Here is a 12,357-nt window from a genome sequence, read left to right as displayed (position 1 = left end):
CTGAATTTTGCGAATGTAAACGCTTAATGCATTGATATGACAAGATTCTTTATTTTCTAATTATTTTTGTCAGATTTTCTCCTCCCCCTGAGCTGCCTTTGCCGAGCCAGCTGACGCGGGGAACAAACAGCTTCTGCGCCCGCATATTCATGAATTCCTGCGCTGTAATGAGAAATTGTTCATAACGCCCACAGTCATTAAGAATGAAGTCAAGCTGTTCTTCAAAATAATGCTTTTCTGATTCTGATGACATGTAATAGTTTTCCACAATTTCAAAATAATGAAGCGGGAAAAGCAGGCGGCTGTATAAAAGGCGTTTCGAAAATGAAGACAGCGGTGTGACTTGCTCGTATTCCTGTAAAAAGAGAAAACCCTGCTGATTAAAATCTTGTCTGTGATGCAAAAACGTATGCCTCATATATTCAGCCAAATCACGGGAAGCGTGGTCAAACACCCAATCGGCCGGAATCCTGATCAATGATTCCGGTGACCATGTATGCCTTTCCATCCGCTGATGGCATATCGTTCCTGAATCAGCGGCTTGGGGCTTGTCATCCAGCTCAGTGTCCACTAAATATTGTATCGCGTTTTCTGACAGTCCTAAATAATAGGGAAATGATTCGATCATTTTTTTATCGAATGGCTCATGCGGAGGGGTCTGAACCTTTCTCTGCCAAAATGCTTCCAGCTGATCAATTCGTTTTCCCCACAGATCCTTCCACTGGCCGATTCTTCCGGCTGCCTTCACCTCATACGGATATCCTCGGCCTTTTCGGTGAAATTCCGCCAGCTCCGCTCCAATGGAGAACGCCCTGTTTGAATAAGGGGGGGCCGCCTTCAGCAGAGCGTACGTTTTTCCATCATGTTCAAATGTCAGCTCACCTTCTTTTGTAAAGATAAAAACCGAAACGTATGGGTCACTTTGTTCTTGTAAATACTGACTCATGTAATAAAGCTCCGCCAGCTCTGTATCTGAGAATTGGGAAACGGGGACAATCAGAAAGTATGAATTAGGCGTCTGAAAGCATTGATATGTGTGCTGGTACATGGAAAGCTGCCTGATGTGAATGCCGTATTTTTCTTTTATTGTACCTTTCACCAAGATCACCTGCCTGTTGAATTAGGGCTCATCACATCGTAGTCATACACAGCCGGAATTATGAATACATATTTTAATCCGAAGAAGGCGCAAGAAAAAGTCGTAAACTTCTCAAGCATTTTGTATAAACTAGTAAAAAAGATTGGGTGAAGCTGATGTCAGAAAACGAACAATTCAGTCAGATGGAAGCTAAAGCAAGAGCACGGATGAAGGAGCGCGGCGTTGAGGTATCAGACATTGCCGAGCTTGTCTTTTTTCTGCAGAAAAAATATCATCCGGATCTAACCATTGATGAATGCACGCTGAACGTCAATCGTGTTCTCGCAAAACGCGAGGTGCAAAACGCGATTTTAACGGGCATTGAATTGGATGTTCTTGCTGAGCAGAAAAAACTGTCTGAACCGCTGCAAACGATGCTGGAAATAGATGAAAGCCTATATGGAGTAGATGAAGTTCTGGCATTTTCCATTGTGAACATTTACGGATCGATCGGGTTTACGAACTACGGTTACATCGACAAAGAAAAACCCGGAATCCTTAAACGATTGAATGATAAATCAACCGGTGAATGCCATACTTTTTTAGATGACATCGTCGGAGCGATTTCCGCCGCGGCTTCAAGCAGACTTGCTCACCGCGCGCGGCATACAGAATAAGGGCACCCTTTTAGGGCGCCCTTTTTTCAAATGTATGGAATCCATTCAGTCAGAGAGTCAATGGCGTGAGTCGGTTTTTCCATATCGTCTGTTATATGTTCTCTTTTCGTTACGCCTGTGTGAACGAGCAGCGTATCCATACCCGCGTTAATGCCGGCCATAATATCAGTGGCGTAGTTGTCGCCGACCATGAGTGTTTCAGACATATCTGTGCCGAGAACGCGCATCGCCTGCTCCATAATAATTGATTCCGGCTTGCCGATAAATACAGGCTGTACACCTGTAGATACGGTTAACACTGATGTCAGTGAGCCGTTTCCCGGCAGAAGCCCTCTTTCAGTCGGAATCGCAATATCTCCGTTAGTGGAAATAAAGCGGGCGCCATTTCTGATTGCCAGGCAGCCGACAGCAAATTTTTCGTATGTAATGGAACGGTCGATGCCAACAACGACAAAGTCCGCGTTTTCTCCGCCAAATGTCAGGCCGTTTTCTTCAATCGCCTGGCGGATTCCTTCCTCCCCAATCACATACACAGACGCGTCTTTTTTCTGCTGTGCAATGTGCTGGGCAGTTGCCATGCTGGTCGTGAAGACCTGCTCTTCTGTTGCCGGAATATCAAAAGACACGAGCTTGTCCGCTACCTGCTTCGGTGTGCGCGAAGAGTTGTTTGTCACGAAAAGATAAGGAACGCCGCGATCTTTCAGCGTTCTGACAAATTCACACGCTTCCTCGATTTTTTCCGTGCCATTGTACATCGTTCCGTCTAAATCAATTAAATACCCTTTATATGTTTTCATATCCAACACTCCTGTGGCTTTCCAGTTGTTATTTAAACGCAGAAACAGGTCCTAGCTCTGTTTCCAAATAGCTTCTGATCCGTTTCGGGAAGTCCTGAAGAGCTGTTTGATGCGCCTTGATCAGCCTGTAAAGCTCGCCGCTGTCAGCGAGCAGATACTGTTGAACCAACGTTTTGCGGTAGGCGATCAATTTTTTGAGCTCATCACCCTCTTTTTCCGTGACAACTTTCTCATCAACAAGTATATCCATAATGTCGTCATAGCTGCCCGGGTCCCGCATAATAAAGCCGTCAATCATGTCATTGCCTGTATCCAAAATGCATTCGATTAACAGATGGCCTATACGCTGAAGTGCCAATTCCCCGATTTCAGACTGCCAGTCTGTTTGTGAGTCAAATAGCGCCAGCTGGTGCTCGAAGAACCCTAGTGTTTTTTCGATTTTGCTTCTGTCAACAAAATACATGACAGCATCCCCTTTGTGTATATTTATTTTCTGATCCGTTTCAAGACAAAATACGCACAGCCGAAATTGCAGTATTCGTAAATATATTCATCTAATGTGCTGATTTTCGTTTCGAAGGTTGCCTTTTGATTCTGGTCGTCAAAGAAGCCCTTGAGCCTTAACTGACCGTATCCCCAGTCTCCCACAATATAATCGTATTTATTTAATATATCGGAGTAGCGGGCTTTAAAAGCCTCTTCGTTGAAGCCGTCTTTGAAATTGTGCACCAATTCAAATTCGGCATTTTGAATAAGAATCATGATCTCACCTCTTTTTCACTCATTCCTATCATAATTCATTGCCCCGTCCCCATCAATTGCTAAAGAATAAATCATGCGATTTGGCTACCCTACACATGAGGAGGGATTGATAAATGAAACGAACCGCTGTCAGCCTCTGCCTGCTGACCGGACTTTTATCCGGGTGCGGAGGCGCAGGATTGGATAATGCACAAAATGTCCGGAATCAGACGCAGAATCAAACCAAACCCATTCATGTGTCGGACCGCAACGAGGCTTTTAACAGGCATAATGAGAACGAACAATTTGGCTATGTCCGCTATCAAAAAGAACAATTTGACGGAGACCAGCAGAAAACGCCGGTGATGAACCGGGAAGAAACCGCTCACATGATATCAAGTTTAACGGTTCAGCTCCCCCATATTCAAGATGCTGCGACATTGGTGACTGACCGAGAAGCGCTTGTCGTATACAAAACCGATTCTAAAAACCGGGAGCTGACCGCCGATCAGGTGAAAAAAACAGCGGCTTCCGTGATACCGCGATACTATCACGTGTATATTTCCGATAATCCAAACCATATGCAGTCCGTCGAAAATTACAGCAATCTCGGCTCTGGTTCAAGGGATATCAGAGAGATCATGTCGGGGACGATTCAAGAAATGAAAACCTCCCCGCAAGGAAGCCCTGTCTCAGAGAATGAAAATGCCAATGGAGAAACGCGTCAGGACATGAAAATCGATAGGAATGACAAAAACGCCAGATGATCTGGCGTTTTGGCATTATGCTTGGGCTTGACGCTTTTTAGATGCTTCGTTTACTTGTTCATCCGCATGGTAAGAGGAACGGACAAGCGGACCGGCTTCACAATGGCTGAAGCCTTTTTGCATCGCGATTTCTTTTAATTCTGCAAATTCATCAGGATGGTAGTATTTTTGGACTTTCAAGTGTTTCTTCGTCGGCTGCAGATATTGGCCGATTGCCATAATATCCACGTTGTTCGCCAAGAGGTCGTCCATTACTTCAATAATCTCTTCTTTTGTTTCGCCGAGCCCGATCATGATACTTGATTTTGTCGGAATGTCAGGCTGCATTTCCTTCGCACGGCGCAAAAATTCCAATGAACGGTCGTACGTCGCACGCGCACGGACTCTTGGCGTCAGGCGGCGAACCGTTTCGATATTGTGATTCAGGATGTCTGGGCGTGTATCCATTAAGGTTTTTAGGTTATCGTAGTTTCCGCCCATATCAGACGGCAGCACCTCAATTGTTGTGAACGGGCTTTTTCTGCGGATCGCACGGACAGTTTCCGCGAAAATGCCTGCCCCTCCATCTTTCTGATCGTCACGCGCAACAGCCGTAATAACCGCGTGCTTCAGATTCATAAGCGCGACTGAATCCGCTACGCGTTCCGGCTCTTGCAGGTCAAGCTCAGTTGGAAGGCCTGTTTTGACAGCACAGAAACGGCATGCTCTTGTACAAACAGAACCTAAAATCATAAATGTCGCTGTACGTCTGACAGCCCAGCATTCATGAATATTCGGACATTTTGCTTCTTCGCATACGGTATGAAGGTTGTTTTCCCGCATGAGTTTTTTGAGCCCTGTATAGTTTTCATTTGTATTTAATTTAATTTTAAGCCATTCGGGCTTTCTGAGGTGTTCGTCTTTCTTTGCCAATTCCCATCATCTCCAATATCCAATATACTCAATTTCTGACACGAAACATTCTGAAAACGAGAAAGGTGCAGATTTTAGTTCTGCAACAAAAATAATGTTTTTCTAACTAAAGAAAGTCTTTTCTTTAGACACTTTAACATAGGAAAAATTTCTCGACAAGGGAAGATGATTACTGACATTTTTAAGCCGGGTTGCCGCAAACTATGTGTATTCAATATGAAAGGAGATTATTTTGTGAAAGTTTTGTTATCCGCTCTTCTTCTCCTTTTGTTTGCATTTGAGCCTTCTGCGTCTGGAAAAAAGCTTTCAGATCCAGTGCTGTCGAAACGGATGGAATTATATCATAAAATCGAAGCTGTGACGCAGATCCCTTGGTATGCGCTCGCCGCTGTTGATCAATACGAAGAAAACGTGCGGAGCAACCGGAAAGATCTGCCTGAAAAGGCGGGAATCATCAGCATCTATATACCCGATGATATCTGGAGCGGGCCTGAAAACCCGAATCCGAAAGACGATGCGCCGTTAAGCATTAAAGTGTTTGACGGAATCGGAATGGATGGCGATGGAGACGGGAAAGCCGAGGTCAGCAACGATGAAGATATTTTGTATACGTTCAGCCAATACTTACTGTCGTATGGCACAGATGAAGACAACATCCGGATCGGGCTTTGGAATTATTACCGGCGTGATCAGACAGTGGGGATCATATCTGAATTCATGAAGCTGTTTAAAGCCTACGGCCATATTGATCTGGGCGAGCATGCATTCCCGCTTCCGATCAGAACCGATTACAGCTATCGAAGCACGTGGGGAGATGCCCGCGGCTTCGGAGGAAGGCGGATTCATGAAGGTACGGATATCTTTGCCCATTACGGCCTTCCTGTCAAATCCACATGTTACGGCGTAGTTGAAATGAAGGGCTGGAACCGCTTCGGAGGATGGAGAATCGGCATCAGGGACATTAACAATACGTATCATTATTTTGCCCATCTCAATGGGTTTGCCAAAGGGATTAAAACAGGACAAATCGTTGAGCCCGGCCAAGTGATCGGATCAGTCGGAAGCTCCGGATACGGGCCGCCGGGAACCGCCGGGAAGTTCCCGCCGCATCTGCACTATGGCATGTACAAAGATAACGGAAGAACCGAATGGTCATTTGATCCATACCCGCATTTGAGGGCGTGGGAGCGATATGAATACCAAAAAAAGAAGTAACAAAAAGCCGCCTCTTCGACAGGCGGCTTATTTGCTGCTTTTTTCTTTTTTTGAATCAGCACCGTCTTCTTCTTTGCTGCTCGGGAGCTGGACAGAAGGCGTGACACCCGAGCCGCCGCTTCCATTATAAAACTGCGGCACTTCGCCCTGCACTGCTTTAATCGATACAGGAACATTATTTGTGACGACAGCGGTTTTGCTGGCAAATGGAATGATGACCTTCACTTTAATTTCGACAAAGATGCTGATATCAATAAGTGCGTTATTTATGCCATACGGCTTGATTTTGGTTTTGACATCTGTAAAAGCGTCACCGATTAAATTGAACCGGACCGGGATTTTCGGCCCGAGGTTTCCAAGAAGGCTGTTGCCGGTTACCTGTCCCAGCGGAATGTTGATCATAATGTTTTCACTGGCGCCGCTGTGTCCGGTATGGGTTTCCATCTCTTTCAAATGAGCCTGAAGCTGCTTTGTCACTTTTGTTTTCACACTGTTTACAACCTGTGTATTAAAATCGATTGTCGTTAAGTTTCCGTTTTCATCAGAATTCATTTGAAACATATCTTTCATATTTTCACTGTCAGACATATAGTCCTCAATCGAATCCTGGATCACCTCTGTCGCTATACGCTTCGTTTCCATCTCGCCGATGTCCATTAAAACAGGTTTGATCGAGCCATTGATCATCCAAAGGCTGACCGTTGTTGACAGGATAAAAAAGACAACGGACAGGAGCATCACGTAACGGAAAGGCAAAGGTCCTCTCTTGCGAAAAGGGCCGCGATATCTTGGCAAGAAAATCCCCCCTTACATATCACAATGTATGCTTGTAAGAGGGGACATAGTAATAGCCGGGGCCAATTTATTTTATTTCACCATTTTTAAAAGCGCTTCTCTGCCGCTCATACCGACTTTGATGCCAAGATCTTCCGCAGCGTACGTGACGGATTCTAAAGGTGCGTCTAACAGCTGGTCAATGGTGCGGACACCAACTGCGCGTCCCGCCACAATGCCGCGCTCCTTTAATTTTTCATTCAGCAGCGCCACATCCAGCGCACCGCACATAATATATCCGTGATCATTGGCGACGGCCATAAAATTCGTTTTTGGAAGTTTCACTGTCACAGCTGTAAAAGGCTGTCCTTCTATCATGATCGGTGTCAGGTTTACCACGTCAACCACTCCCTTCATTCATCACTTTATGATGAAGGGCACAGCTTGTTGTGGGCTGACTGCCTTATTGCGCAAGCTTCCAAGCAAGCAGATCACGCAAAAATTCCGGCATAAAATATTCTTTTTCTGCAGCGTCGCGAATCAACGGAAACAGTTTGCCGAGCGTAAACATATCAAGCACCGCAACGGAGTATTGTTTATGTTTTTCAATATCTTCCCCGTTCAGTGTGATCCGGGTGACGTGGGTGATCCCGTCATCGAGCCGTTTCGTTTCTACCTCAACGCCGGCATACACCATTTTCCCCATCACTTCTCCGCGGAAGCCAAGTCCTTTGATCCGGAGCTGCTCCATTTGTTCGGAAGCGGCATGGACAATGGTTTCCTTCAATTCTTCTCCCGTCAGGCGGACAGCCACCGGGTTGATCGGATGCGGACAGATGCGGTGCAGATCCAACTTTGTCACAGGACCTGCTTTTAGCGGACCGAGAATGACACCTGAATTGACCATACTGATGTCCGTCTCGCACCATTCCTTTAAGGCGTACGCCAAAAGCAAAGGCAGCTCTGATTCTTCAAACCACTTCACCTCAGCATCTTGTGCAAGCTCTGCAACGGCATCGGACAGTTTCTCCTCGGCTTCACGTTCTTTTTCATTGAGAAACGCTTTTGTTTCTGCGGATTCTCCTGTCCATTCCGCCATGTTCTGCACAGAAGCCGTTTTGCTGATGATGCTTTGCTGTACGCTGTCCACCGTGATTTCTACACAGCCGACATAATGCCCGTATTTCTCGGCGCTGGCCAGCAGTACCCCATTCACCACTTGTCCATCTTCAAGCAAATGATGGGTATGTGATTCGAGGATTACATCAATCTCAGGTACCGCTTCAGCCACTGCCTGATCATCAAGAATGCCTAAATGTGACAGCAGAACGATAATATCAGCCTGCCCTTTCACTTCCCGAATGGTTTCCTTTATGCTTTCAAGAGCATCCGTTACTGTCCATCCCAGCTTGTCATATACAGGATAATACGGCACAGTTACACCTAAGAAAGCAATGGACATACCGTTTTTCAATGATTTGATATGGTAAGGCACCGCCCAGGACGGACGGTTTCCATTTTTATCAAATAGGTTAGAGACGATGACAGGAAATTCAGCATGATCATATAAGGCAGCAAGCTCTTCATGCGGAAGCGTAATCCCTTCGTTATTGCCGATCGCCGCTCCATCAATGTGAAGGCGGTTTAAGAGATCGACATTCGCTTTTCCGAATGTCGCCTCTGTCACGAATTGAAAACGATCAAGATGATCGCCAATATCAAAAACGAGCGTCTCTTCGCCGTCTGACTGATGCTCTTTTCTTTTCTGCTCTATATAATCTACAATTTTCGGCCAATTTTCAAAATGGCTGTGCAAATCATTTGTATGATATAAGCGGAGCTTCTCCTTCATAATATCTCTCCCTAATCGTTCAGCTGAAAATGCCTTCATAAATGAGCTGGCAGCCGATCAAAATCAATACGATCCGCATGATCATAACGATCGTTTTCGTCTGCATTTTTCTGTTGATGGCGGCGCCAAGCTTTCCGCCGAACCAAGCGCCAGGCACAAGCGCGAGGGCATACAGCCAATTGACGTGCCCGGAAATCATATGTGAAACAGACCCTGTCATAGAAGACAGGAAAATAATAAACATGGACGTTGCCACCGCAACCTTCGGCGGAAACAGAAATAACAGCATCATCGCCGGAACCATCAGTGATCCGCCGCCTATACCGAAAAGTCCGCCTAAAAAACCGACAACAAAGGCAATGGCAATACCCACAGAGGCCTGATATGAGTACGTATAAGGCTCACCGGCATCATCCTGAAATGTCCGGATAATTCCTTTGTGCGCTTTGTTGATTGGCCGGGCTTTCGCTTTCAGCATTAAGGATAATGAAATCAGAATCATAAAAATGCCAAACCAAACGGAAAACGAGTTTGAATTGAACAGCTTTGACACGTAAGCCCCGATCATGCTGCCGGGACCTGAACCGATAAAGAAAATGAGCCCGCTCTTATAATCAACTGTTTTATATTTAATATAAGCCAAAGTTGAAGAAAGGCCCGTAAAAATAATGACCAAAAGCGAAGTTCCAATCGCAACCTGCGGCGTCACATCCTGAAACAGCTGCGTCACTGTGCTTAAAAACATCAGAGATGGCACAATGACAATTCCGCCGCCAAGCCCGATCAGACTTCCTACCGTACCTGCGATTAATCCCAGTACGACCAAAATCACAAACGACATCAATAAAAACCTCTTTTCTAAAATAAATCGAGCTGTCTCGGAGCAAGTCCGCTGTACTCGATATCAAGCAGTTCAAGCATCTGCTTGCCGTTATCCGCGGCGTCACCGCCGGAATTATTGTTGAACAGGACAAAAACATCCTTACATTGCTGCTGCAATTCATTCAGGTGCTTTTTCCAATCCTCCAGCTCCTGTTGGTTGTAGCGGTATAAGTACCTGACCTCCCGCCAGTTTTTCCCGCCATCAGGCTTCATCCAGCCCTGCTTGTTGCGTCCGTGAAACCTGACGAGCGTTTTGTTTTCATCGGTCGCGCGCAACACGGTCGGAACGCTGCCTTCTCCGATTTGCGGTTCATCACAGACACTGTGAATCCAGCCTTCCGCTTTCATAAATGAAAGCGTCTGCTCATAAAATGGCGGCGAGAACCAGGAACGGTTTCTGAATTCAAGCGCGCAAGGAATATCTCCCATTTGGTGCTTGCACCATCTCAAATAGGCGACATTCTCCTTCTTGCAGTCAAACCACGGCGGAAATTGAAACAGCACCATGGCGAGCTTATTGCTATGTAAATATGGCGTTAAAGACACCTTAAACGCATCAAACATCTCCTCTTTTGAGTCAAAGGGAATTTCGCCGCGCTGATGCCCTGTCATGCCCTGATATGCTTTCACGATAAATTGGAAGGTTTCGGGCGTTTCCTTCACCCACTTTTCATTATTGCGCGCCGGCTGAATCGCGTAAAAGCTCGCGTCTAATTCCACGATCGGAAAATGGGAGGAATAGGCCTGCAATTTTTTCTGGCTGGCCGTTTTCGGCGGATAGATGCTGTCATGATCCCCCCACCCCGTCAGTCCGATATAAATCACACTCATTCACCTCTCTTCCAGTTTATCACACGTGTTTTCAGGTTTCCTTGGAAATGCTGTTCATATGGCGGGAAAATGCAGAACGAAGATGCTGATATTGTTCCTCATTCGTATCTAAAAACGCCTCTTCTCTTGAGGAAGGAATATGCTGATATTCAATAGGCGCCTGAAACTGCTCACTCGTAAAATCGTACATCACACCATTGATGCCGTTGTAAAAATGCCAGCTCTCACCGACTTTTGTTTTGAAAATCGTGCCGCCGAAATGGTCTTGAATCACCAATGCCGTCACGCCGCATTGGCCGCATGACGGGCATTCTTCCGTCCATTTAGAGCTCGAATGACGCGACCAGGATTGCTTAAGTATGGATTTGACATGCTCCATTGCCTCCGCCTCCTTTAAAAAAAGATACCACGTTGATGAGATTTTAAAAACTAGAACGGAGGAAATCAAAAAACCCGGCGGTAAAATCCGCCGGGCTTACGAAGGAACGACCAGAGCTCCGTCAATTTCAGTGATTTTTTCCCCATCATTGTACACGCACCGGCCTTTGCTGTAAGTGGCCGAAATGCTGCAGGGAAATGTATGTCCTTCGTAAATGCTTTTTTTATGCTTTGCAAACATCGATTCTCTTGTAACAGTGTACGGCTCCATGCTGACGAGCACGAAATCTGCATCACACCCCGCCTCAAGCCGCCCTTTTTTCTGAAGGCCGAATCGTTTTGCAGGGGCCGCCGCTGTCCATTCTGCGATGGTTTCAAACGGAATCTGATGCTCAAGCGCCAGTTCCAGCATTCCTAATAAAGTGAACTGCCCGCCGCTGATTCCGCCCCATGATAAAAACATGTTATCCTCCCGCTTCAAGGATGGACGGCAGGGGGAATGGTCTGAGGAAACCATGTCAATGTCCCCGGCAATGAGCGTCTCGATCAGCGTCTCTTTTGATTGCCGCGACCGGAGCGGAGGCGCGCATTTTGCGACAGAGCCCCTTTGCCGTAAATCGTCATGGCTGAACAAGACATAATGCGGACATGTTTCAACCGAAACATCAAGACCTTCCTGTTTCGCCTCTCTGATCAGCCGGACCGCTTTCGCCGTGCTGATATGGACAAAATGAACCGGACAGCCTGTCACCTTCGCATACTGAATCGTGCGATACACCGCTTCAACTTCTGCTTCCTCCGGGCGGGAGGCGGCGTACGCATCCGCATCCACCTTTCCTTTATTGGCCAAAACCATCTGCAAGTAGCTTGTGATCGCGTCGCTTTCCGCGTGGAGAGCGAGGATTTTTCCTGTAGCCGCGATTTCTGCCATGCCTTTGAGCAATGTCCGTTCATCAACAGAGCGGAACTCATCAGTGCCTGACTTTGATAAAAACGCTTTAAACCCGATCGCTCCCGCTTCAGCCATCGGACGGATGTCCTCGATATGGCCTGGCACAAGGCCGCCCCATAGCGCAAAATCCACGGCAGATTTTTGCCTGCCTAGCTCAGCTTTTGCGAGAAGATGCTCTGCCGTCACGGTTGATGGAATACAGTTGAGCGGCATATCAAAATAGGTGGTGCAACCGCCTGCGGCCATCATTTGAGAACCTGTTTCAAACCCCTCCCAATCCTCCCTGCCCGGTTCATTAAAATGAACATGGCAGTCTATCACACCAGGAAACACGTATTTCCCGTCTGCCTGGATGATTTCCGTCCCGCTTGCTTCAATGTCAGAACCTATCTCGGCAATGACACCGTTTTGAACTGCAATCTCAGCTTCTATAACGCCATCTGACGTAACTGCCTTCGCACCTTTTATCACCATATCGTAAGCCATATTGATCCCCCCATG

15 protein-coding genes are annotated in these 12,357 nt (G+C 46.5%); 3 read left to right on the top strand and 12 right to left on the bottom strand.

Annotation, left to right across the window (positions count from 1 at the left end; translation table 11 throughout):
- Positions 1–49 precede the first annotated feature (49 nt).
- Positions 50–1,102: a spore coat-associated protein CotNH gene (cotNH, locus tag NYE22_RS04850; protein WP_342412357.1), complete on the bottom strand. Its 1,053-nt coding sequence runs from the start codon at positions 1,100–1,102 to the stop codon at positions 50–52.
- A gap of 152 nt (positions 1,103–1,254) precedes the next feature.
- Here cotNH and NYE22_RS04845 point away from each other — a divergent pair, with 152 nt between their 5' ends.
- Positions 1,255–1,755 (top strand): phosphatidylglycerophosphatase A, encoded by a 501-nt coding sequence (locus tag NYE22_RS04845; protein WP_003243814.1) that lies wholly within the window; start codon positions 1,255–1,257, stop codon positions 1,753–1,755.
- A gap of 26 nt (positions 1,756–1,781) precedes the next feature.
- Here NYE22_RS04845 and nucF read toward each other — a convergent pair whose 3' ends face one another.
- From nucF to NYE22_RS04830, 3 genes are read right to left on the bottom strand one after another with little or no spacing between them, the layout of a single operon-like run.
- Complete coding sequence (gene nucF / locus NYE22_RS04840; protein ID WP_021480535.1) at positions 1,782–2,552, bottom strand: 5' nucleotidase NucF; 771 nt, start codon at positions 2,550–2,552, stop codon at positions 1,782–1,784.
- 28 nt (positions 2,553–2,580) lie between these two features.
- Positions 2,581–3,015, bottom strand: a complete 435-nt coding sequence (locus tag NYE22_RS04835; protein ID WP_003228684.1) for a DUF86 domain-containing protein — start codon at positions 3,013–3,015, stop codon at positions 2,581–2,583.
- Between the two features lie 23 nt (positions 3,016–3,038).
- On the bottom strand, positions 3,039–3,314 hold the full coding sequence (locus tag NYE22_RS04830) for a YutD family protein (protein WP_003228682.1): 276 nt from the start codon (positions 3,312–3,314) through the stop codon (positions 3,039–3,041).
- Positions 3,315–3,427: 113 nt separating this feature from the next.
- Between NYE22_RS04830 and NYE22_RS04825 the strand changes: the two genes are divergently transcribed.
- Entirely contained in the window at positions 3,428–4,060 is a 633-nt protein-coding gene (locus NYE22_RS04825) for a YhcN/YlaJ family sporulation lipoprotein (RefSeq protein WP_021480537.1), read from the top strand.
- A gap of 15 nt (positions 4,061–4,075) precedes the next feature.
- On the opposite strand, the gene lipA is transcribed toward NYE22_RS04825, so the two are convergent.
- The gene (gene lipA / locus NYE22_RS04820) at positions 4,076–4,972 is read right to left on the bottom strand and encodes a lipoyl synthase (protein ID WP_003222888.1); all 897 of its coding nucleotides are present in this window, start codon (positions 4,970–4,972) and stop codon (positions 4,076–4,078) included.
- 234 nt (positions 4,973–5,206) lie between these two features.
- Here lipA and lytH point away from each other — a divergent pair, with 234 nt between their 5' ends.
- Positions 5,207–6,187: an L-Ala--D-Glu endopeptidase gene (gene lytH / locus NYE22_RS04815; RefSeq protein WP_003243462.1), complete on the top strand. Its 981-nt coding sequence runs from the start codon at positions 5,207–5,209 to the stop codon at positions 6,185–6,187.
- A 27-nt stretch (positions 6,188–6,214) separates the two neighbouring features.
- On the opposite strand, the gene yunB is transcribed toward lytH, so the two are convergent.
- The 7 genes from yunB to NYE22_RS04780 all read right to left on the bottom strand — a co-directional run bounded on the left by yunB (position 6,215) and on the right by NYE22_RS04780 (position 12,342).
- The gene (yunB, locus tag NYE22_RS04810) at positions 6,215–6,982 is read right to left on the bottom strand and encodes a sporulation protein YunB (protein ID WP_015483652.1); all 768 of its coding nucleotides are present in this window, start codon (positions 6,980–6,982) and stop codon (positions 6,215–6,217) included.
- Positions 6,983–7,054: 72 nt separating this feature from the next.
- Positions 7,055–7,360 (bottom strand): YunC family protein, encoded by a 306-nt coding sequence (locus tag NYE22_RS04805; RefSeq protein ID WP_019712942.1) that lies wholly within the window; start codon positions 7,358–7,360, stop codon positions 7,055–7,057.
- A 64-nt stretch (positions 7,361–7,424) separates the two neighbouring features.
- Positions 7,425–8,813 carry a bifunctional UDP-sugar hydrolase/5'-nucleotidase gene (locus tag NYE22_RS04800; RefSeq protein WP_038429566.1) on the bottom strand — a complete coding sequence of 463 codons (1,389 nt, stop codon included), beginning with the start codon at positions 8,811–8,813 and terminating at the stop codon, positions 7,425–7,427.
- A 19-nt stretch (positions 8,814–8,832) separates the two neighbouring features.
- On the bottom strand, positions 8,833–9,654 hold the full coding sequence (locus NYE22_RS04795) for a sulfite exporter TauE/SafE family protein (protein WP_003228670.1): 822 nt from the start codon (positions 9,652–9,654) through the stop codon (positions 8,833–8,835).
- 17 nt (positions 9,655–9,671) lie between these two features.
- On the bottom strand, positions 9,672–10,520 hold the full coding sequence (locus NYE22_RS04790) for a DUF72 domain-containing protein (RefSeq protein WP_003243895.1): 849 nt from the start codon (positions 10,518–10,520) through the stop codon (positions 9,672–9,674).
- Between the two features lie 37 nt (positions 10,521–10,557).
- Entirely contained in the window at positions 10,558–10,905 is a 348-nt protein-coding gene (locus NYE22_RS04785; RefSeq protein WP_161986396.1) for a hypothetical protein, read from the bottom strand.
- Positions 10,906–11,001: 96 nt separating this feature from the next.
- Positions 11,002–12,342: an allantoinase gene (locus NYE22_RS04780; protein ID WP_161986395.1), complete on the bottom strand. Its 1,341-nt coding sequence runs from the start codon at positions 12,340–12,342 to the stop codon at positions 11,002–11,004.
- Positions 12,343–12,357: the final 15 nt, after the last annotated feature.

The organism is Bacillus sp. FSL K6-1560, from assembly GCF_038592935.1.
Lineage (GTDB): Bacteria > Bacillota > Bacilli > Bacillales > Bacillaceae > Bacillus > Bacillus subtilis.
The sequence above is the reverse complement of the archived record's forward strand: the minus strand, read 5'-3'. Positions and strand labels throughout refer to the sequence as shown.